The organism is Aliidiomarina halalkaliphila (genome assembly GCF_007096385.1).
In the GTDB taxonomy this organism is placed as follows: domain Bacteria; phylum Pseudomonadota; class Gammaproteobacteria; order Enterobacterales; family Alteromonadaceae; genus Aliidiomarina; species Aliidiomarina halalkaliphila.
Window position 1 is genome coordinate 200,742 of record NZ_VJWL01000003.1, and the last position, 21,652, is coordinate 222,393.

19 protein-coding genes are annotated in these 21,652 nt (G+C 48.7%); 11 read left to right on the top strand and 8 right to left on the bottom strand.

Annotated features, from left to right (window positions below):
- Positions 1 to 99: 99 nt before the first annotated feature.
- The 3 genes from FM042_RS09615 to FM042_RS09625 all read left to right on the top strand — a co-directional run bounded on the left by FM042_RS09615 (position 100) and on the right by FM042_RS09625 (position 7,230).
- Complete coding sequence (locus FM042_RS09615) at positions 100 to 2,094, top strand: bifunctional metallophosphatase/5'-nucleotidase (RefSeq protein WP_143236211.1); 1,995 nt, start codon at positions 100 to 102, stop codon at positions 2,092 to 2,094.
- A 315-nt stretch (positions 2,095 to 2,409) separates the two neighbouring features.
- Positions 2,410 to 6,378: an RHS repeat-associated core domain-containing protein gene (locus FM042_RS09620; protein ID WP_143236212.1), complete on the top strand. Its 3,969-nt coding sequence runs from the start codon at positions 2,410 to 2,412 to the stop codon at positions 6,376 to 6,378.
- A gap of 3 nt (positions 6,379 to 6,381) precedes the next feature.
- On the top strand, positions 6,382 to 7,230 hold the full coding sequence (locus FM042_RS09625; RefSeq protein WP_143236213.1) for a hypothetical protein: 849 nt from the start codon (positions 6,382 to 6,384) through the stop codon (positions 7,228 to 7,230).
- 400 nt (positions 7,231 to 7,630) lie between these two features.
- Here FM042_RS09625 and FM042_RS09635 read toward each other — a convergent pair whose 3' ends face one another.
- Both FM042_RS09635 and FM042_RS09640 read right to left on the bottom strand, forming a co-directional pair.
- A complete protein-coding gene (locus FM042_RS09635; protein WP_143236215.1) occupies positions 7,631 to 7,810 on the bottom strand; it encodes a DUF6435 family protein in 180 nt (59 codons plus the stop codon).
- 74 nt (positions 7,811 to 7,884) lie between these two features.
- The gene (locus FM042_RS09640; protein WP_143236346.1) at positions 7,885 to 8,823 is read right to left on the bottom strand and encodes a sodium-dependent bicarbonate transport family permease; all 939 of its coding nucleotides are present in this window, start codon (positions 8,821 to 8,823) and stop codon (positions 7,885 to 7,887) included.
- A gap of 179 nt (positions 8,824 to 9,002) precedes the next feature.
- On the opposite strand from FM042_RS09640, the gene FM042_RS09645 reads away from it, so the two are divergent.
- The 6 genes from FM042_RS09645 to FM042_RS09670 are packed head-to-tail and all read left to right on the top strand — an operon-like array spanning position 9,003 to position 13,173.
- Complete coding sequence (locus FM042_RS09645; RefSeq protein ID WP_143236216.1) at positions 9,003 to 9,518, top strand: RNA polymerase sigma factor; 516 nt, start codon at positions 9,003 to 9,005, stop codon at positions 9,516 to 9,518.
- A complete protein-coding gene (locus FM042_RS09650) occupies positions 9,508 to 9,966 on the top strand; it encodes an anti-sigma factor family protein (RefSeq protein ID WP_143236217.1) in 459 nt (152 codons plus the stop codon). Before FM042_RS09645 ends, FM042_RS09650 begins: the two co-directional genes overlap by 11 nt.
- Positions 9,963 to 10,295, top strand: a complete 333-nt coding sequence (locus FM042_RS09655; RefSeq protein ID WP_143236218.1) for a YbjQ family protein — start codon at positions 9,963 to 9,965, stop codon at positions 10,293 to 10,295. Before FM042_RS09650 ends, FM042_RS09655 begins: the two co-directional genes overlap by 4 nt.
- Before the next feature lie 40 nt (positions 10,296 to 10,335).
- Complete coding sequence (locus tag FM042_RS09660; RefSeq protein ID WP_143236219.1) at positions 10,336 to 10,836, top strand: DUF1543 domain-containing protein; 501 nt, start codon at positions 10,336 to 10,338, stop codon at positions 10,834 to 10,836.
- 55 nt (positions 10,837 to 10,891) lie between these two features.
- Positions 10,892 to 12,367, top strand: a complete 1,476-nt coding sequence (dgt, locus tag FM042_RS09665) for a dGTPase (protein ID WP_143236220.1) — start codon at positions 10,892 to 10,894, stop codon at positions 12,365 to 12,367.
- Between the two features lie 38 nt (positions 12,368 to 12,405).
- The gene (locus tag FM042_RS09670; protein ID WP_143236221.1) at positions 12,406 to 13,173 is read left to right on the top strand and encodes an META domain-containing protein; all 768 of its coding nucleotides are present in this window, start codon (positions 12,406 to 12,408) and stop codon (positions 13,171 to 13,173) included.
- Between the two features lie 5 nt (positions 13,174 to 13,178).
- Here FM042_RS09670 and deoD read toward each other — a convergent pair whose 3' ends face one another.
- The 3 genes from deoD to FM042_RS09685 all read right to left on the bottom strand — a co-directional run bounded on the left by deoD (position 13,179) and on the right by FM042_RS09685 (position 16,135).
- Positions 13,179 to 13,889 (bottom strand): purine-nucleoside phosphorylase, encoded by a 711-nt coding sequence (deoD, locus tag FM042_RS09675; RefSeq protein WP_185960762.1) that lies wholly within the window; start codon positions 13,887 to 13,889, stop codon positions 13,179 to 13,181.
- An 84-nt stretch (positions 13,890 to 13,973) separates the two neighbouring features.
- Positions 13,974 to 14,579: a hypothetical protein gene (locus tag FM042_RS09680; RefSeq protein WP_143236223.1), complete on the bottom strand. Its 606-nt coding sequence runs from the start codon at positions 14,577 to 14,579 to the stop codon at positions 13,974 to 13,976.
- A 29-nt stretch (positions 14,580 to 14,608) separates the two neighbouring features.
- Positions 14,609 to 16,135 carry a putative bifunctional diguanylate cyclase/phosphodiesterase gene (locus FM042_RS09685; protein ID WP_185960763.1) on the bottom strand — a complete coding sequence of 509 codons (1,527 nt, stop codon included), beginning with the start codon at positions 16,133 to 16,135 and terminating at the stop codon, positions 14,609 to 14,611.
- A gap of 159 nt (positions 16,136 to 16,294) precedes the next feature.
- Between FM042_RS09685 and rimO the strand changes: the two genes are divergently transcribed.
- A complete protein-coding gene (rimO, locus tag FM042_RS09690) occupies positions 16,295 to 17,701 on the top strand; it encodes a 30S ribosomal protein S12 methylthiotransferase RimO (protein ID WP_143236225.1) in 1,407 nt (468 codons plus the stop codon).
- Here rimO and FM042_RS09695 read toward each other — a convergent pair.
- From FM042_RS09695 to FM042_RS09705, 3 genes are all read right to left on the bottom strand, one after another.
- Positions 17,698 to 18,342 (bottom strand): outer membrane beta-barrel protein, encoded by a 645-nt coding sequence (locus FM042_RS09695; protein WP_143236226.1) that lies wholly within the window; start codon positions 18,340 to 18,342, stop codon positions 17,698 to 17,700. The genes rimO and FM042_RS09695 overlap by 4 nt on opposite strands.
- A gap of 37 nt (positions 18,343 to 18,379) precedes the next feature.
- Entirely contained in the window at positions 18,380 to 19,732 is a 1,353-nt protein-coding gene (locus FM042_RS09700; RefSeq protein ID WP_221931528.1) for a sensor domain-containing diguanylate cyclase, read from the bottom strand.
- A gap of 221 nt (positions 19,733 to 19,953) precedes the next feature.
- On the bottom strand, positions 19,954 to 20,565 hold the full coding sequence (locus FM042_RS09705; RefSeq protein ID WP_143236227.1) for an FMN-dependent NADH-azoreductase: 612 nt from the start codon (positions 20,563 to 20,565) through the stop codon (positions 19,954 to 19,956).
- A gap of 157 nt (positions 20,566 to 20,722) precedes the next feature.
- Here FM042_RS09705 and FM042_RS09710 point away from each other — a divergent pair, with 157 nt between their 5' ends.
- Positions 20,723 to 21,652 (top strand): LysR family transcriptional regulator, encoded by a 930-nt coding sequence (locus FM042_RS09710; protein WP_143236228.1) that lies wholly within the window; start codon positions 20,723 to 20,725, stop codon positions 21,650 to 21,652.

The window sequence follows — 21,652 nt, forward strand, 5'->3', positions numbered from 1 at the left end:
TGCGAAGCCGTCACCCACCGCGCCGTTTCACTTTTAGCTTGTGGGCGATTACACTTAACTGATATTCACCAATACGTTACAGAAGCAAGGAGTGAGGGAATGAAACACTGGAAATCGATGGTGATGAGCGGCCTGACGCTAGCTATTTTAGGCTGTGCACCTGCGCCAGATCCGGAAATCGCCCCGGATTACTTCGAACTCACCATTGCCCATATTAACGATACCCACTCGGCCTTTGATCCGGTACGCGGCAGCTTTTGGATGCAAGATCAGCGAATCTTTAATGAGTTTGGTGGGCATCCACGTTTGCTCGAGCGGGTAGAGCAATACCGTAGTGAAGCGCAAGCGAATAACGCGAGTATGTTGTTCCTGCACGGCGGTGATGCATGGCAGGGCAGTGCTTATTTTAAGTTAAACGAAGGGCGTATGAATGCGGATATTCTAAGCCGCATGGGCATCGATGCGATGGCCTTAGGTAATCACGAATTTGATTTGGATAACCGTCTACTCAATGAGTTTTTAACCACCATTAATTTCCCAGTGCTCGCGGCCAATATCGATACCAGCGCCGACGCAGACTTAAAAGATCAAACGAACCTCAAGCCCTATGTTGTGTTTGCGTTTGATGGCTATGAAAAAGAACGGTTATCAGAAGTCCCCATTTATCCCGACGGTCGACCATGGGTGGCGGTGTTTGGTATCGCACTCGACGATATGCCCAATATCGCGCCGAATACCGGTGATGTTGAGTTTTTCGATATGGTGGAATCAGCCCAAGCAACCGTGGATGAATTAAAAGCCCTTGGCGTGCAAAAAATCATTGCCGTCACCCATGTAGGCAATGCAGTTGATGTTGATATCGCGAGCAAAGTGAATGGCATCGATGCCATCGTGGGTGGCCATTCTCATACGCTTCTGGGGGATTTCTCAAATCTAAATTTGGGCAACAACGGCGAATATGCACAGCGGGTTCCGCATCCGGATGGCAATGGCTGGACCTGTGTGGTGCAAGCCGGCGAATACGCCCAAGCGATTGGCCGTGTGCGTCTCGAATTTGACACCGAAGGGAATATTCGCGCCTGTGAAGGGGGCAATACCCTGCTCAGTAACGATACCTTTTATGAAAGCAATCAGCGCACCGCAAGTGATCGCTTTGATGCCATGACCCATGTGCGCATCACAGACTTTATTGAACATGAAGATAATATTGCCATTGTGCCAGAACACGCAGCCTTGAGGGCGCATATTGATACGACCTATAAACCAGAGATGGAAGCGGCTTATGGTGATGTGATTGGCATGTCACCCCGAGGCGTGCGTCATGTGCGTCGCCCGGGAGACGATGGCAGTGATGCTCACGGCTCCGAATTCGCCCCATTAGTGGCGCTCGGGCAGTATTGGTGGGCTGCGCAAGAAGAGGTGGTGGCGCTAACCGGTATTCAGCCTGATTTTGCCCTCGTGGGCGCAGGCGGCGTGCGCGGTTCTCTAGGCGAAGGGGAAGTGCGCGAAGGTAATCTCACTCTAGAATTGCTGCCATTTTCAAATTATCTGGCGATCGTGCCGCTCACCGGCGCCGAGGTTGTGCGCCTGCTCACGGATACCATCAATGAGACGTTGCCAGAAGGATCCCACGCCGGGAAATTCCCTTATGGTGGTAATTTACGCTTTGAATTTACCGAGCTAGAGCCGGGTGTACGGGGTGCTATTACTCTTGTGGAAGTGAACCGTGGCAGCATTGAATCCCCGGAATGGGAACCGCTGGATCGCGACGCTACCTATCATGTGGTCATGAACGCTTATAACGCGACGGGTAACGACGGTTGGCGCGTGCTCTACACAAGCCAACGCACCCAATCGGAGCGCATTGATTTAGCCTATGTTGACGGCGAACTGCGCATGTTCCCAGTCGACCGCATCGACGAAAGTGGCGGCCGGCTGCAGGTGATCTATGAAGATACCGCGCTCAGTTGCAGTGCAGATCGGGTGGTGTGTAATACCGACGCTATGGCCGTGGTAGAGTTTATCCGCCACGCATGGGACGACGTTCGCCCCTTACCTTACCCCGTGGTGACTTTGCACCGCGCCAGCGATTAAATTATCTACAAAAATCGCACAATCGGTTACAGATTCGAGCAGGGTTTTGAGAGTGTAATACAATTGCCATAACCAAAAAGAAGCTCCTATCTTAGGACCGTCTTTCGCAATTAAAGCGATGTTAACAGGCTAAGTAACGCTCCCTTAGAAGAGTAAAGGGTGTTTATATGTTTTTATTTTAAAAACAGTGAGTTAACCACCCCCCCCCCGTTCATTTGAGGGAAAACCCCTATTTTTATCGATTTGTGCCTGAGCTATTTTCAACATCCTACACATGTAATTCAATGGACTACCCCAACATAGGGAGTGTGAACGATGCGCCGATCATTATTGTTTTTCCCCAGTATGTTACTGACTGCCACTCTAGCGGGTTTTTGGTTACCGCTCGGTGAAGTTAACGCAGATCAAGAAACAGACAAAGTTCCCGATGGTATAGAGCGTATTAAGAAGGTTGGCACACGCCCTGAAGGGATTCGTCCTATGAGGGTTCAGGCTATCGGCAGTCGCGGTATTATGAGCGCACTCAATCAAAGTATTTCAAGCGATTTGTCGACAGTAAACCTTTTTGAAGAAGAACAAGCGCATGACGAATGTAAAGAGGGTAATCCTGTCATTGTATCCTCTGGGGAGAAAGTTGAATCGGTAACGGATTTAGTCCTGCAAGGTCAATTTCCGTTCGCATTTACGCGTCAATATTCAAGTATTAACTCGGAAGTGGGTGCATTTGGGCCGGGCTGGTATTCGGTGTTAGATGCGCAACTTGTTTTGACCTCTAACGATCAGGGTGATCCTTGGCCCGAGTATGTGCGTTTAGGGGCGGGTCGTAAAGTGCACTTTGATGAACCGCGTAATCGTCCGCCGGGTGAGTTTCCAGAGGTTACATTTTTTAGCTTTACGGGTTCAAACATTTTACAAACGGATCCCACGTTCAGTACCTACCGACTGAATGGAGAGGATGGGCGCACTTTTATTTTCAACAATGTGGGACGATTAATTCAGATATTAGAAGCCAACAATGGACGTGGCGTTACTTTCAGCTACAACTCAGGGAAAATTAGTGAGATTGTTGCCGTTGGAGGGCGCAAACTTACCGTAGAATGGAGTTCTAATCGGGTCTCAAAAGTAATTGATAATCAGGGGAATGAATATGTTTATGGGTACGCCAACGGCGTTTTAACCTCAGTTACCTATCCCGACAATTTAACGCATACGTACCACTACGAATCTTCGGTAGGGCATCGGCTAACCGGTGTGAGTTACGGATCAGAGCGTTACTCTTGGTTTTCTTACGACAGCAACGGCAGAGTGACAGAGAGTCGGCATGCAAATGATATTGATAAAACGACTTTTAGTTACGTTCAAGCAGCTTCTACAGCGACAAACGCGCTCGGTAATAACACGCGATATCTCTATACCAACTCAACTAAAAGCCGTTTAGCAGAAGTCCGCTCAGATGGGACCCCCTATTGCGGAACTGCAATCACATCGCAAACACATGACAGTATAGGCCAAGTTATCTCGCGAACAGCTGCAACCGGTGAAGTGAGTACCTATCAGTATTACCGGCGCTTGCCAACTCAGGTCACGCGTGCGGTTGGAACGCCCGATGAATATACGACAACGTACTCGTGGAACGCCGTATCACGTCTCATTTCTTCAGTGAGCCGAAGCGATGGCTGGAGTGAGAACTATACGTACAATGGATACCGTGATTTAACAAAATATGAGGTGTCCGGCGGCGGTCAGTCGCGTGAGTGGACTTGGCAATATACCTACGGCACGGGCAAACTGATTACATCCAAGGTAATGACAAATCCCGAAGGGGAAACCCGTACTTACAGTTATGATAATCAAGGGAACCTTACCCAAATTACCGACGAGCTTGGATTTAACACCTTATATCAGAACTATGATGCGCTCGGTAACGTTGGAAAAATAGTGTATCCAGATGGTACCGCTACGGAGTTTACCTATGATAGCCGCGGGCGTGTCGCGACCGTAAGGCAAGTAGCAACAACAGGGGCATTTCGTGAGGTTGCGTATAGTTACAACCGATTCAATGAAATCGCTCAGGAGGCTCATAGCTCTGGGGTGGTATTTACGTATGATTATGATTTGGCAGGTCGATTGATTCGTATTTCACAAGCCAAAGGCAATGTTATTCAAGAGCTGTTACTCACCCGGGATTTGATGGGTAACATTACACAGCAAGAGATAAAGGAAACCATCGATAACTCGGCCTCAACCGTTTATTTAGAAAACAGAACGTATACCGACAGAGGCATGCTGCGCTCCATTCTCGATCATAACGGGGATGTCATTGCTTTATATACTTATGATGCGGCAGGTCGTCTGATAGAAACTGAGGACGGGGATGGCCACTCTCAGTTTTTTACTCATGATTTGTTAAACCGTATGGAGCGGATTGAAGCGGCGGATAACAGCGAGACTTCATTTAATTACTCGCTCAAAGGAATAGAAGGTGTGACCGATGCGCGTTCAAATGCAACCACATACGCAAGAAATTTCTTTGGTGAAACTGAACAACTAGCAAGTCCTGATACCGGGACCAGTGGTGTTGTGGTGAATAATATGGGGGCCGCTATTTCAGTAACAGATGCACGAAATATCACCACGACCATGGAATACGACGCACTAGGTCGGATGACAAAGCGGCAGAATGACCAAACGACGCAATTTTATTACGATCAGGGCGTTCAACAACATCGCGGGAAAATAACGTCATTTACGGATACCTCTGGTTCCACGACCTATACATACGGAATTTGGGGGCTGCCGACCTCCCAACAGGTATCTATAGATAGCAGCAGTTACACGGTAAATTGGACGTATGACGGACATGGGCGCGTGAATTCGCTTGTATATCCTGGCGGCAATCAAGTGCATTATCACTATAACAATTATGGTGAGATAGAATCAGTGTCTGTCACCATTGGTGGTGTGAATACCCCATTACTGAGCAACATTTCATCGTTGCCTTTTGGTCCTGTACGCTCATGGACGTACGGTAACTCGCTGCAGCGTTCGCTCAGCTACGACCAGAGCTATCGCTTGACATCGATTCAAACACCTGGAGTGCAGTCTTTATCTTATGCGTATGATGGGCGTGGGAATATTGTTGAGATTACGAACGGTATACGAACCGGTGATTCGCAGGCATTTAGCTACGACAACCGTAACCGTTTGATTGGCATTACGAGTAGTGGGCTAGGGAACTCAGGGTTCACTTATGATACCTTGGGCAATCGCTTAAGTCGCACGGGCAGCCTCAGTGAAAGCTATACCATGGATGCAAACTCCAATCGGCTGCTGTCAATAACCCGTGGAAGCAATCAGCGTAACCTGAGTTACGATGCCAATGGTAATGTGATTAGTGAAACTTTGTTTAACGGGCAGACACGAAACTATACCTACAACGATGACAACCGTATGGTCAGTGCGGGCAGTGCCACCTATGGATACAATGCGCTGGGCCAACGGGTACGCAAAACATCGGGTGGCGTGACCACGCACTTTATCTATGCACCGAGCGGCCAGTTACTGGCAGAAGGTACATCCAAGCAGTATATTTATTTTGCGGGTCAGGTGGTTGGTTATATATATAATAACGAGCTTTACTATGTGCATAATGACCACCTGGGGCGCCCGGAAGTGATTACGAACCAGTCACAGAGTGTCGTCTGGCGTGCACAACTCGAAGCATTTGACCGCACGGTTCTCACAAGCTCGATAGGGGACTTTAATATCGGGTTCCCGGGCCAATACTGGGATGCAGAAAAAGACAGCTGGTATAACTATTTTCGGGACTACGATGCCACCACAGGGCGCTACCTGCAGAGCGACCCGATAGGGTTAGCTGGCGGGATGAATACTTATGGGTATGTTGAAGGAAATCCGGTTATGTATGTCGATGAATTAGGTTTAAGCCGGAATCCTTTTCGTAGATTAGCCACACCTTTCCAGCGGCGGATAAATGACAGAGAGATGCGTCAGGAGTTTGTTAGGAACTCTGTGGAAACTGCAGATCGAGTTTTAATAGCTGCTGGAGGAATTCAAGGGTGTGTGTGTCCTAACCCAGACTACGATGAGTCACGTACTTCATGTTCAAAAAATAATAAAAATGAAGAGATTTTCGTTGAAGGTCCGATAGCCATTGGGAGCAATAATCCATGTAAATGCGGAATATATCCGCGAGGTTATAGGGATATGTTAAATGAATTTATTGCGCCAAGCTCTGTCGGCCAACGTCGCTTAGGGATATAGTTTATGCTTAAGGAAACTTACGAGTTAAAAACTCACCGGATATTATCATTTCTTGTGGTGGGTTTGATATACATGCACTTATGGATCCACTGGCAGGTGCTGTATTGGTATGACCTCGAGTACCTACAACAATACACAAACTTACTATTTGCAGCAGCACAAACAACTCAAGAAAGCGGGATTTTGTGGTTCTCCACGGAAATTTGGCTGAATGCGGTTTATTATCTAATACCACTCCTGCTGTTTTTTAATCGGATTACTGCAAGACTGGCATTTTATGTGCTTTTTGTGGTGCTTTATTTGCCTATAGAACCTTATGAGTCTGTGACGGTAATAGGACTTGTCGACACCAGCGCATACACATTTGTGGTGGGTGGAATTGGAATATTAATAGCTTCTGATATCAGCCGATTCATGGGAGATTCTTTACAAGTTAGCCGATTCATAGCATCGATGAAAATGAAGGTTCTTACATTTTTAACAGCCATATTGGTCGTTTTGGTTAGTTTCTATGTGGGGCAAGATAGTCAACTTGAGACTCTTGAGATGGCTAATCTTATCGATAATACGCTGCACGACGCCGTTTTGTTGAGCATGCCAGCTATGCAGGCTTTGGTATTCCTTGCACTTGCTGCGGGTCTATTTATTGGTACTAAGAAACTACAGCTCATATGCATCGTGTTGTCATGGGTGGTGCTTGCTTACTCAGGAGGCTTCCGCCTTGAGTGGCATGGTTATCATTTCTTTGCTGATCTGTATGCATTGTGTTCTGGTGTTTTAATGTGGCAAACACTTGTCTCAAAAGAAGCGATGCCGAAGTCTGGATTCGTGCGGACTGAGCCAGCGGAGTAGTTGATTTCATTACACTACCCCTACGACCCCTTGTAGTGGCAGACTAAACCCGAACATCATTTTAGGTGGTAGTATTACCCCTAATGAAGGTGATTAAAAGCACTCAAGCTCTTGCCCTGATGTTCAAGGAGAGATTTTACGTGAAAAAAACACGTCTGATCGTGTCTGTTTTGGTTGTGGGAATTATCGCGAGGATACTTGTGTTATATAAAACAACGGGCAGTGATTTTAGCCTCGCGGATATCTTCGAAAGTTTGTTTTTCGTTACGTTGTTTTGCGTAGTGTTCGCGGTGCTTTTCTATCGAAAGGAAATTAAAGAAATTTTCTCTACTGATAAAGAGCCCTGAACTCAACTTATACGATTCCATAAACGCAGAATTCTATACGCTGGCTAGGGGCCTCAGGGCCCTTTTTTCTCTAATGCTTCTATTTCTTTCCACAGATTCTCGGCTTCGAGGGAGAGCATGGAGTATGTGCGGATATCCCCTTTGCGTTGGGCGAGCATGCCTTTTTCGAGCAATTGCGCGTGTTTCTTGCGCAGTGCTTTGGTCGGGTCTTTCGGTTTAAACAAGCCAAACATGGCGGCACCTAAGTCGGTTGAGATATGTACTCTGTATTCGCAGGTGATCGGGTTTTAGATCACCTGCGAACTGATTAACCTGTGACCCAAAGCCACATGCTATGGTACAGCGGAATACCGATTATCACATTAAATGGGAACGTAACGCCTAGAGAGGCGAGCATGGCGAGTCCAATGTCGGCTTCTGGAATGGCCCCGCGAATGGCGACGGGTGCGGCAATGTAGGAAGCTGACGCGGTCAGAGAGGCCAGAATAATGGCCGAGCCTTCGGGTAAACCAAGGGCGATAGCCATACCTAGACCGAGGCAAGCTAATACCACGGGCATCACCAAGGCAAAGGCGATAATTCGCCAATGACTTCGTTGCAAGCCATGCAGGGTGGTTGCCGCTACCATCCCCATTTCTAATAAGAACAACGCAAGTACGCCATAAAACGCGTTGGTATACAGGCCAGTGACTTGGTCGCCAGCATGGGGACCATAGAGCCAACCAATGAGCACACCACCGACAAGCAAAATAACCCCGCGGTTAGTGAGCGTTTCTTGCCACAGCGCCGCGCTTGATCCCGTGTGTTGACCACTGAGTTTGCGGTAAATCATTAAGCCCAGCACAATTGCCGGTAGCTCGAGTAGCACAAGGTACAAGGTTACTTGGCCACCGGCAAGGAGTTCGCGCCCTTGAACGTATGCCAGTGCAACTGCAAAGGTACCCGCACTCACCGAGCCATAATGCGCCGTTAAGCTGGCGCTATTGGCAAGGCTAAGGCGTACCACATAGTAAACAATTGGGAAAATAATTAATGGCGAGAGAATGCCAAGCAGCACAATACCGGCGAGCTCAGTAAATAATCCGGGGCCCATGCTCTCGTGCAGCGCCATCCCGCCCTTCAAGCCGATGGTTAACATCAGTAGCAAACTGAGCACATCGTACGCGGCTTTCGGAAGCTTTAAATCGGATTTCACTAATCCTGCAACGACACCCAGTAGAAAGAACATGACAACGATATCGGGCAAAGGAATCTGATTCACGTTAGGCTCCATGTATGTGATTTCGTATAGTGTAAGAAAGTCTGAGCTACTAAGTCGACAAAAATAAACTGCCCATACCAGTGAGATACGTGGGAATAAAACCCAACGACATCGGTTTATAGTATGTCGATCGTGCAACCTAACCTAACAAGGAGAGCCGCCAAATGGAAACCCAGCACCCATTTTTACAGTGGTATGGTGGTGCTATCGGCTTTGCCACTAGTCTTTTAGGGTGTCGGGAAAGTGCCCGGGATGTTGTGCAACAAGCGCTGTATAAAAGCCTGAGTGCACGTCGGGTGCCCACGGACGTGGCGGCACAGAAGGTGTGGTTCTTTAAAGTTGTGCGTAATTTGTGCATCAACGGGTTGCATCAGGAGCAACGATTTCAACGACATGTGGATGCCGATGCTCTCGCTGCCTCATTCGTTGATACGGATGAGTCCCATGAGCGCTCGGAACGCATTGCATGGGTGCGCCAAGGACTTGCCAAGTTAACGCCGGAACAGCGTGAAATCGTGGTGTTACGCGACGTAAACGATCTTAGCTACGATGATCTTGCTGAAGTTTTAGGGATTGAGCGCGGCACGGTAATGTCGCGCTTGCATCGCGCCCGGATGGCGCTTCGCGATCATCTTATTCGATTGCAAACACAGTCAGGGGGTGCCACTTATGCAAACTGAGCAACAGCCTTGCGCGGTAGCCGAGGAACTATCCGGCTATTTAGATGGCGAACTATCACAACAGGAACAACAGCGCGTGATGATTCATTTGCGGAGCTGTCCGCATTGCCAACAACTTTTGGCAGATATGCAAGCCTTGCGGGGAGATATGAAAGTCGCCGTGCATGTTTCTGCTGACGCTCGCGATCTGCCTAAGATTATGGGGGATAAACCGGCCCGTTGGTTGGGTATTCTGGGCTGGTCGGCACTTATTTTGGGTGTACTTTTGGTGACCAGTTTCTTCTTCTGGGAGCTGGCGTTGGATTTACTAACCAATAGCAGTGTGCCTTGGTGGGTCCGGTTAGGAATCGCTGGATTTTATTTGGGACTCCTCGGATTATTCTTGATGGTATTGCGGCAACGCTTAGTGGCCATGAAAACCGACAAATACAGAAAGGTAAAACTATGAAACCTATTTTGATCGCAACCACAGAAACGATTGTTGGTGAAGATATCACCGAAACTTTGGGGATTGTGCGTGGTAACACCATTCGCGCGCGTCACTTAGGCCGCGACGTATTGGCGGGTTTACGGAATTTGGTGGGTGGTGAATTACATGACTATACCAAGCTGATGGCGGAAGCGCGCGAGCAGTCGATTGACCGGATGCTCGACGAAGCGCGTACTTTGGGGGCCGATGCCATTGTTGGGGTGCGTTTTTCAACCTCAGTAGTGGCGCAAAGTGCAGCAGAGATCTTGGTATTTGGAACGGCGGTAAAACTTCGCTCAAGTCAGTAAGGTCAGCAATAGAATTGAACAATAACAACGGTTAACACAGATGAATCTATTTTTGGTGTATGTGGGGGGAGATGCCCCAGGGGCGAACATTGAGGTGCATGATGTTCGATTTGTCGTGGGTGATTCGATCGAATCGTGCTACCCAACGCTTCGCAAGCAGTGGTATGGCATCCCTAAAAGTTTGCACTTAGATAGCTATGTGCGCCTGCACCATGTGGATGGCTACCGTATTGTATTAAAGCAAACGCCGCCGGAGCATGTTGAACAGCTGTGGTTTGTGAACTTTGGTGGCTACTATCCGGGAAAGCTGGCTGAGTTTCATGATTTCACTCTGTGTGTGGCCACCTCAGAAGCGGAAGCAAAAGTGATTGGCAGTCGCCGCCTTATGACCGATAGCGTGATGCCCCATAAAGACGATATTCATCAAGTGGATAATTGCTTGAGTGTGGATTTACTGGAGGGTTGGTATATCCACTTAGAAAAAGACGGGCAACGCCAAGCCCTGGAACCGGATTGGTCAGGCTATCAGCCGATCGGTTGATTTATCTCCGCCGTGAATTTGGGTATGGTGGAAGTCTACTTGAAGGGGATAAAACATGGTGCAGCGTTTATTTCAGCATCAGCGACCGTATATGCAGGCGCTGAAGAATGGCCAAACAGCCAGCGTGGAACGGCTTGAACGTGAATTAGAAAGCGATCGGGGACGCATCATAAACTCCGCTGCGGTGCGTCGCTTGCAGCAAAAAACCCAGGTATTTCCATTGGAACGCAATGCGGCGGTGCGCTCTCGTTTAACGCACTCTCTTGAAGTGCAGCAAACCGGTCGTTTTATTACCCGCGAGATATTTCGCAAGCTGAAACAGCGAGATAGTCAGCACGAGTTTCTCCACTACGAACGAGCTGCTGAATCCATGGTAGAGATGGCGTGTCTGATGCACGACATCGGTAACCCACCCTTTGGTCATTTTGGAGAGGCGGCGTTGTCGGCATGGTTTGCCGACCACGTGGAGTCTCTGCCCGCATTTGCTCACACAAAAACCGGTGCTGCCGAAACATTGCGTGAGCAAGTGGTGCGTGAGTTGCAAAGCTTCGAAGGCAATGCCCAAGGTATTCGAATCATTGCGGCCCTGCAGAAACTGAATCTGACCTACGCACAAACCGCCTGTATTTTGAAATACACTCGGCCTGCGACCGACCCGCGCCCCGATGACGCTCATCCGCTGAGTTATCTGCAAAAGAAGCCGGGCTTTTATCTCTCTGAACAGCCGTTTATTGAAGATCTGCAAGCGCAACTGGGCTTGCAGCCCGGGCATCGTTATCCGCTCACCTATGTGATGGAGGCCGCCGATGATATCTCCTATTGTTTGGCGGACCTCGAAGATGGTGTCGACAAAGGCTTGTTGAGCTATCAAGCATTAGCGACTTACCTCATCGATGAATTTTCCCGCCAGTATCCACAGGATCCCGACGGCGATCATTTCAAGCAAAAGTCGTTCGCAAAGGTAGTGCGCTATGCGTTGCAGCGTGCCGAAAACGAAGCCATTAACAAAGAACATGAGTTTTTTGTGTGGTTGCGGGTGCAGCTCGTACACCCATTAGTGGATCATGCGGCTGAGCAGTTTCATGCGCATTGGTCGACGGTGATGGATGGGTCCTTCAATCGCGCGTTGCTCGAGGATGACTCGGCGGCTCATGCTGTGATCGAAACCTTCAAGAAAGTAGCGAGCGCGTATGTATTTTCCAGTGCCGAAGTAGAAACTTTGGAGTTACAGGGTTACCACATTATTCATCAGTTGCTTGAGCACTATCGCCCCCTGCTCATGCTCTCCCATACGGATTTTTCGCGTTTACAACGCGGTGAACGTAAAGGATTGTTAATTGTCAGCCGCTTGTATAACCGTTTACCCAAAAAACATGTTAAAGCTTATGCACAGCTAGCGAAACGCGAAAGTGCCGACCCGGAAGTGTGGGAAATGTATTGTCGCTGTCGCTTGTTACAAGACATGATCAGTGGCATGACGGATGAGTATGCACTGGATGAGTATCGAACTTTATCCGCTATCGCGTCGTGATGTGGCCCTGATGGCTTTTCTTTGATTGGAGAGGAACCATGCAAATCAAAGCGATGAATCAATATGTACGTGGAGTGATGGCGCTCGGGATGCTGATGGGTATAGTCGGCTGTGCGTCGGTACCGGAAGAAAGTGAGCCTGAGGTAGTTGAGCCAGTGGTGCTTGAGGATGCCGGTGAGCTGCAGATGCAAGCTCGAGGCAATGAACCCTTTTGGATGGCCGATATTTATCACGCGCAAGTGCATTACGAGTTTATGGGTGAGTCGCGCAATATTGAGATCATTGCCGACACCATTGTGCAGAATGATCAACAAACCATGGTATTTGCAGACGACCGTGGCAGTATTAGCCTATGGGTAAGCATTTGCCACGACACCATGACCGGCATGCCGTATCCCTACGTTGCGGAGTTAAACACCGGTGAACGCGTGGTGGCCGGCTGTGCGGGTCATACGGATACACTGATCGCAAATAGCCAATGGCATATTGTGGCCATCAACGATGATGCCGTTCCGGATAATGTGTCTATGACCCTCAATTTTGGTGATGACGGTCGCCTGTATGGTCAAAGTGGATGCAATCGTTACTTTGGTCGGTACACACTGACCGGTGAGGGCGTGCGCTTTAGTCAGATGGGATTAACACGTATGGCTTGCGAAGAGCCACGAATGCAACTTGAATCGCGCTATATCAATGCCCTCGGTGATGTCATTTTGTTTGATTTTGATGCCCACGACAATTTAGTGCTGCACACTGCTGCTGGCGATAAACTATTCACCAGCAGTTTGCCACGGGAAACGAAATAAACTGGTTAGGCGTTGGCAATACTGTGCAACGCGATATCCATCATGCGGGTAAAGGCTGTCTGTCGTGCTTCTGGTGACGCAGCCTCCGCAGTAACCAAACTATCAGATACGGTCAACAAGCAGGCGGCGTGTTTGCCAAGCACTTGCGCATTGTGAAACAAGGCGAAGGCCTCCATTTCCACCGCGAGCGCTTGATGGGTATGCAGGATTCGTTGGAAATCTTGGCTGTTTTCCCGGTAGAACACGTCACAGGAGTGTACCGTGCCGGTTTTCAGAGGCAAGGATAGCGCATGGGCGGATTGAATCAACCGTTGGTTCAACTCAGGCGAAGGTGAACGAAACGGGTTAGGGTCGCCATTTTGTACAGTGCCGAAGGTGGTTTCACTAAAAACCCGATCAGCAAGCAGCACATCATAGAGATTTAACTCCGGGCTGTAGGCACCGCAGGAGCCAATACGAATAATATGTTCCACTTCGTAAACCGTGAATAGCTCCCAAGAATAAATCCCGATACTGGGCATGCCCATGCCACTACCCATCACACTTACTGGCACACCTTGATAAGTGCCAGTGTATGCAAGCATATTGCGTACTTGATTCACCTGCTTCACGTTATCTAAGTAATGTTCGGCAATAAACTTGGCGCGCAGTGGATCGCCGGGCATGAGTACGGTTTTCGCAAATGCATCGCTGGCTGCTTCAATGTGTGGGGTCATAATTACTCCTTTGCAGATTCTGCTTATTAGAGCATAAACGAACGGTCGGAATCTTGATCCAGATCGCGTTAAGTTGACCCTTTATCAGCTTCCAGTGCATACAATGGGCGAGCTTGGATGCAGTACTTGTAAGTTACTCAACACGAGCTCTGTGGCAGGGAAGGCCCATTGATCCATAAAGGACCGATTAGGGCGGATCGGGCACGTGCCAGCAGTGCGAGTTTTGCCATCTACATCCACTAAGGTCACAGAGAAAATAACCGGTTGATTGAGCGGGTTGCGCAGGGTGGCCAACATGCCATAGTTGCCTGCCACTTGCCGGAAATTGAATTCAAAGGTGCGGGTTGGATGTTGAATTTCATTCACGTGAATAAATTCTTTAGGTGAACCAAATTCATCAAACAGAACCTCAATGAATACGCGCTCACCTGCCAAAACACGAATTTCGCTGTTGTCTTTAACAACAGGCCAATAGTAGGAGGACTTGTGTTGGTAACCGCCATCGATGGTGGCTAATTCAATGTGGGTTTCACCGCGGCAGGCATGCTCTGCGCAATAATCTTCCATAGTCGGTTGTTGGGTGGTGGCCGGGGCGTAAGTTTCTTGTTGCACAGCGGTTTGCTGACAGCCGACCAGAAAAAAAGGCAGGCAGACGAGGACTAAAAAGCAGCGCGTTGTTAGAGTGTTCATAAATCGTTTCACAGTCCTGTGATTGTCTTTTATACGGAGTGCTGGGCTAACTTTTCCGGCACATAGGATTTGCAGAAGGCTTCAAGGGCATCGATACGCATGGGCTTACTTAGATAAAACCCTTGTAACTCATCGCAATTCTCTTCCTGGAGAAAGCGAATTTGCGCGGGGGTCTCTACACCCTCTGCAATCACACGAAGTTTCAGGGAGCGCGCCATCGCAATAACGGTACGCACGATACTGCTGCTTTCGCCGCTTCGGGGAATATCACGAATAAAACTTCGATCGATCTTCACTTCATTGACCGGTAATCGACGCAAAAGGTTCAATGATGAGTAACCGGTGCCAAAATCATCGATGGATACTTGCACGTTTGCACTGCGTAACCGATCAAGTACCCGTCGGGTATTTTCAAAGTTATTCATAATCGCGGTTTCGGTAAGCTCTAGTTGGATAAACGACCAATCTTTTAACGTCGAAAATCGTTGTTGAAAGGCATCGGCGCAGGCAGAACCTTCAAAATCCAACGCGGATACATTTATCGATAGGCGCGGAATAAGGCGATGTAACAAGGTTCTGGACTCGAGTTCTTGTAGCGCCTTTTCGCAGACAAAGTCGGTGACCTTCGCAATCAATCCTTGTTGTTCGGCAAGGGAAATAAAAACATCCGGTCGGATCGGGCCTAATTCGGGATGAGTCCAGCGTAATAACGCCTCTACGCCTGTAATTTGCAATGATGCCGTATCAAATTGTGGTTGGTAAACCACAAATAATTCGTTGTTCTCGAGCGCTTTTTGTAGATCTTGGCTGAGTTGCAAGCGATTGTGTACCGACTCACCAAACACATGATCATAGAGGCGTAATTGCCCGTGACCCATTTCTTTGGCTTCCTCGAGCGCAATATTTGCCGCCCCTTGCAGCGACTTTACATCACTTGCATCATCAGGAAATACGGCGATGCCAGCGGCGATACTGGTGCGTAGCTGAGGCATATTGGGAATGGAAATTGCTTTGATTTTTCGCTGTAATTCTCGGATATCTTCTAAATGGTGCTCAAAGCCTTTGGTCGTATGAATGGCAATGGAGAATTCGTCGCCGCCCGTTCGGGCAATCAGCGCAGGCGCACAGGCAAAGCTTGCCTCAATCTGAGTGGCAATATCTTTCAGTAACAAGTCTGCGTTGGCATGGCCTACAGCATGATTAATGTTTCGGAAATCATCAATGTTTAACACCGCCACCAAAAACGCTTGCTCGTCATCTTGATACTGACGAATCCAATTATTGACTTCATCTTGAAACATGTGGCGATTGAGAAGACCGGTGAGCTCATCGCGTTCATGCAACTTACGCTCACGATTCAGTGCGCTGTACATCAAATAAAAAAATAAGAGACCGGTGATAACAACAAAAAACCAGCCTTTGTAGGTTTGTAATTGCGTGAGCGCTTCGGTGGTATCGACAAAATTCGCTAAAAACCGATCCGAATAAAGAATCCATAAGCTACCAAACAAGATATAGATACAGGTGCGCAGGAGCGCAGACTTGAATGGCGACATGGATACCTCTTGTATCGTTATAATGTACTTCAACCTTATGTAAAGGTAGCAGGGGATGCAACGTTTACAAAATAATCCTGCGTATATGCAGTGTATTTTTAGGCGGTGAGTAAGGTAAAATAGCCTAGAATCAACTTCATCCTCGTACTGAGAACCATTATGTCGCAACCAGAAATCTTCCACCCCGCTCATTCTCATTCGGCCTCAAAAGGCAGCGCGTTGCCGTCGACACCGACTCGCGACGGGCAAGCGACGATTGGCTTTGTGAGCTTAGGTTGCCCGAAAAACCTAGTCGACTCCGAGCGCATTCTTACGCAGTTGCGCGTGGAAGGGTACGATGTGGTTCCCAGTTATGCCGACGCGGATATGGTGATTGTGAACACCTGTGGCTTTATTGATTCTGCGGTGCAGGAATCACTCGATGCCATCGGTGAAGCCTTGCGGGAAAACGGCAAGGTATTGGTGACCGGTTGTTTAGGGGCACGTGATGATGAAATCCGTGAAGTGCACCCGAATGTATTGGCAATTACCGGGCCACACGCTTATGAAGAAGTGATGTCGCAGGTGCATAACCACTTGCCGAAGCCCGAGCGGATTCCTTTTGAAACCTTGGTGCCAGACACAGGCGTGAAGTTAACGCCAAAGCATTTTGCTTATTTAAAGATTTCCGAAGGCTGTAACCATCGCTGTACCTTCTGCATTATTCCATCGTTCCGTGGCGATTTAGTGAGTCGTCCTGTGGGTCATGTGCTCGACGAAGCCCAGCGGTTAAAAAATGCGGGCGTAAAAGAACTTCTCGTTATTTCACAAGATACCAGCGCCTATGGTGTGGATGTAAAACACCGCACCGGCTTTTGGGATGGCCGCCCGGTGAAAACGCGCATGCTTGAGCTGTGCCAAGCCCTGGGCGAATTGGGTGTGTGGGTGCGCTTGCACTACGTATATCCTTATCCGTCGGTGGATGACGTGATCCCATTGATGGCTGAAGGTAAGATTCTGCCGTATCTGGATATCCCATTTCAGCACGCGAGCAAAAAGATTCTCAAACTCATGAAGCGCCCTGGCAGTTCGGAGCGGGTGTTAGAGCGTATTCAACGCTGGCGCGACATGTGTCCTGATTTGGTGATTCGCAGTACCTTTATTGTTGGCTTCCCCGGTGAAACCGAAGATGATTTCGAAGAGTTGTTGGCGTTCTTGCGGGCCGCGCAATTGGATCGGGTGGGATGTTTCACCTATTCACCGGTCGACGGCGCAAAAGCCAACGATCTTCCTGATCCAGTGCCAGATGATGTAAAGCAATCGCGTTATGAACGCTTTATGCAGGTGCAGCAAGAGATAAGTGCGGCAAAATTGCAGGCGCGAGTAGGCCAAGAGATGTTGGTACTCATCGATGAAGTGAATCCCGAAGGGGCGGTAGGACGTAGCTATGCCGATGCTCCAGAAATCGATGGAGTGGTGCACTTGAGTGATGAAACCAACGTGAAGCCCGGCGACAAAGTGTGGGTTGAAATTATTCACACCGATGAGTACGACTTGTGGGGTGTTGTGGTGCCCGAAGAGCACTAAAAGTGGATGCTTACGCCAATCCGGCCCGAGTAATCTCGTGCATATACGCCGATGCCAGCAAATACATCCACTCGGTGAAATAGGGGATAACGGGCTTCTGCATGAATGCTAGTGGTCGATGAACGGTTCACGTAGCTGTACTGCAAATAGGTATTTAAGTCCCAAGTGCTTTCAATCACCCCGCGCATTCCAGCGCGGGTGACAAAACCGGATTGCCAAGCAGTAAAATTGCCGAAATCGACATCGATACGTGTGCCTCCTCCCATAATATACAGATCCGCAAAATCACTTGCAGCACTGCGATATCCTGCGAGAAAAGTAGACTGAAAAGCGTTTGCCGTTGAGGTAGAAAGCTCAGAGGTGGACGTGAGCTCGCCCCCTGTTACCTCAATGCTGATTAACCAATGTTCGCGAAAACTTACCCCAGCGCGTAACCCAAGCATATCGGCTTTGGGGGCATTCTCATCCCGTCCGGCTTCATGCCAATAGAACAAATCCAACATACGCCAGTTCGGGCCCACATGCTCAGTTTCTTCAGCATTAGCGGGAGATACAAGGAGGCATAGGGATACTAACGCAGTGAACATCGCCGTGCTGGCAGATCGTGCGTACCCAGTAAAGCAATTAGTCAGGCGGCGCATCACAGGCTCTCCTCATGGATCAATAGATGCACTTAGTTTACTTGAGAGATACTCGACTGGCTATGCTTTGATACAGTTCTAAGCGACCGCGGCCATTACTTTTAGCCAAATACATGGCCTCGTCGGCTTTTCGAGCGAGGCTCACCATGTCGTCGGCGTGCTCGGGATACAAAGCAATACCAATACTGCAGGATATTTTATGGGTATTGCCTTCAATTTCGAAAGGCGTTGCTATTGCCGCAAGTATGCGTTGTGCGGTTTGTTCGGCGATCGCTTGCGTCTTTTCAGGACTCTTTAAATCAGCAATGGCGACGACAAACTCATCACCACCAATGCGGCCCACTAAATCTCTATCTCGGAGTGTATCACGCAGGCGTTGTGCGACTTCTTGTAAGAGGATATCGCCCACCGCATGGCCAAAATTATCGTTTACAGGCTTAAAGTAATCTAAGTCGATAAACATCAGGGCCACCTGGAATTCTTCTGACGCAGATCGATTAATGAGCCTCTGTAACTGACTAAAGAATAACTCGCGGTTTGGTAATTCCGTGAGATTGTCATAATGAGCTTGTTTCTCCATTTTTCTCTGGAGATGTTTGCTTTCGGTAATGTCGCGAGCAATGCCCATATATTTAGTGATGACACCGCCTTCATCATAGATGGGCGAAGCATTCGACATATGCCATTGCATAGTTCCATTTTTATGGAAGATGCGATATTCAATTCCTGCTCGTTTCTTACCTAAGGTGACGATTTCTTGTAGAAAGGAAAAGCAGATTTCGATATCTTCGGGATGCACAAAATGAGCAAAAGGTTGGCCTAGTACCTCGTCGCGATGGTGGCCTAGTTGTTCTGTCCACATGGGCGAAATGTAGGTGAATACGCCGTCGGGACTGAGGGTATAGATCACATCATTGGCGTTCTCTATTAAAGCCCGAAAGGTTTTCTCACTTTCCGCTAAACGTGCTTCTAACACTTTCCGTTCAGTGATCACGGTGGCGTAGCCATTGAAAACAATGCTGCCATCTGGGAGCCGTGAGGGAACATCGTAGGCTGCTAACCACATGGTTTGACCATTGACGATCATGCGAAATTCTTGCTGCCACTCGCTCATGGTTGCAACACTTCGAGCTGTGGACTCCATCACGCGCTCGTAATCGCTTGGATGAATTAACTTAAGTAGCGGGCTGCCATCGTGCCGCAATGCCTCGGGGTCAACCCCAAAAAGCAAGCGCGCAGATGAGGACGCGTATGGGTAGACAAGGCGCCCATCAGGGTATTGACGTAATTGGTAAACAAAGCCAGGGAAATGCCGAAAAATCCGATCCAGATGTTCATTCTCGTATTCATGATCTTGTAACATCGTGGTGATGGATTTTCGATCAGGCATAATTTTGATGGGCCTATTAACGGGTAACTCTGTCTATTTTATACACAAGCAAAATAAGATGGCACCGACGAGGTGGTTATTTCTTGTTCTAGAATAAGAAAATATCAAAAAAATGAGGTGAATAAAAAAGCCGACAGTCGATGACGATCGGCTCTTGAGCATGCGTCCTGGGGGGCGCAAGGTATGGATTCTTAAGTTCCATACCTCGCTCCATGTCGACGTTAAGCGGCGTCGATGGCTTGAATGTTATCACTCGCAGCAGCAATGGAATTGGTGCGGGCTTCTTCGCCCAAGTTCACCCCTTCCGCGCGCACGATGGTCACGTCCGTCATGCCCATAAAGCCTAAAACAGTGGTCAGGAAGCTTTCTTGATGCTCCATAGCGGCGGCAGCACCTTCGCTATAAATACCACCACGTGCTGAAGCGAGAAATACGCGCTTACCTTTAACCAAACCACGCGGGCCTTGTTCGGTATATTCGAAAGTACGACCGGCTTGGGCGACGCGATCAATCCACGCTTTTAACTGGGTAGGGATAGAGAAATTGTACATGGGCGCACCAATCACGATCACATCAGCTGCAAACAATTCTTCTAACAGGGTTTCGGTCAGTGCGCTTTCGATAGCCTGACGCTCGCTGCGATTTGCGGCTTCAGTAGCACCAGCCATAAGAATTTCTGCATCCAAATGAGCAATGGGTGATTGCACCAGATCACGCGTAATGACTTGAGCGCTTGGATTTTTTGCCACTAAACGCTCGATGACCTTTTGGCTTAGCTGACGACTTACGGATTGGCCAACAAACAGACCTGATTCAAGATGTAAAATTTTCATAGCAACCTCATTTCGTTGATGTACGCATTCGTGCGTCGCTCCTATTCACGGTGCTATGATAAAGGTGTTCCAATTAACGAACTAGATGCCTAAAATGAGAATTACTGTTCCATATATGGCACAATTTTTTTGATTGCCATGGGGAGGATGCTAGGTCATGAAAGATATTACCAATTTGGCATGGTTTGCCCATGTGGTTGAACATGGCTCGTTTAGCGGAGCTGCGCGAGCGCTTGGCGTTCCGAAATCAACCCTAAGTCGCCGTATCGCCGATCTTGAAGATGAATTGGGCGTACGGTTACTGAATCGCACCACGCGCAAGCTTTACCTCACCGATGTGGGGCGTGAATTTCTGGTGCATTGCCAAACGGTGGTGGCCGCGGCGGAAGCAGCCGAGCAAGTCACCCATTTTGTGCAGGAAAAACCGCGTGGCAAAGTACGCATTAGCAGCCCTTATGCCATTAGCCAGTCGCTACTCGTGTCTATTATGCCCGGTTTTCTTGCGCGCTATCCCGATGTTCAGATCGACTTAGTGATGACGAACAAACCGGTGAACCTTATTGAAGAGCAGGTCGATATTGCCCTTCGTGTACGTTCTACCATTGAAGACTCATCGTTGATTGCTCGGGAACTGTTGCCATCGGCATCTGCCCTATTTGCGAGCCCAGAATGTGTTACACGTTATGGTCTGCCTGAGCATCCCTTAGACCTGTCTGATTGGCCAACCTTATCCATGCACTATTCCTCGGGTCGTTATCAATGGAGCTTTACATCTCAGCATGGGGAATCGGTCACCATGAACTATCAGCCACGGTTGATTACCGATGATCTTTGGGTATTACGTGAGGCTGCGGCTGAGCATCAGGGCGTGGTATCGTTACCGGTGTATCTGTGTCGTGATTATGTGGAACAAGGCCGGTTAGTGCGGGTGTTGCCCGAATGGCGATTACCTGTGGGTAAGCTGCACATGGTGTATCCTTATCGGCGAGGTTTACTCCCTGCCGTGCGCGTGTTAATTGATTATCTCATTGAGTTTATGCCGGGCGCTGCGGGCTTGGCGGGTCTTGCGACAGATAGTGACGCATAG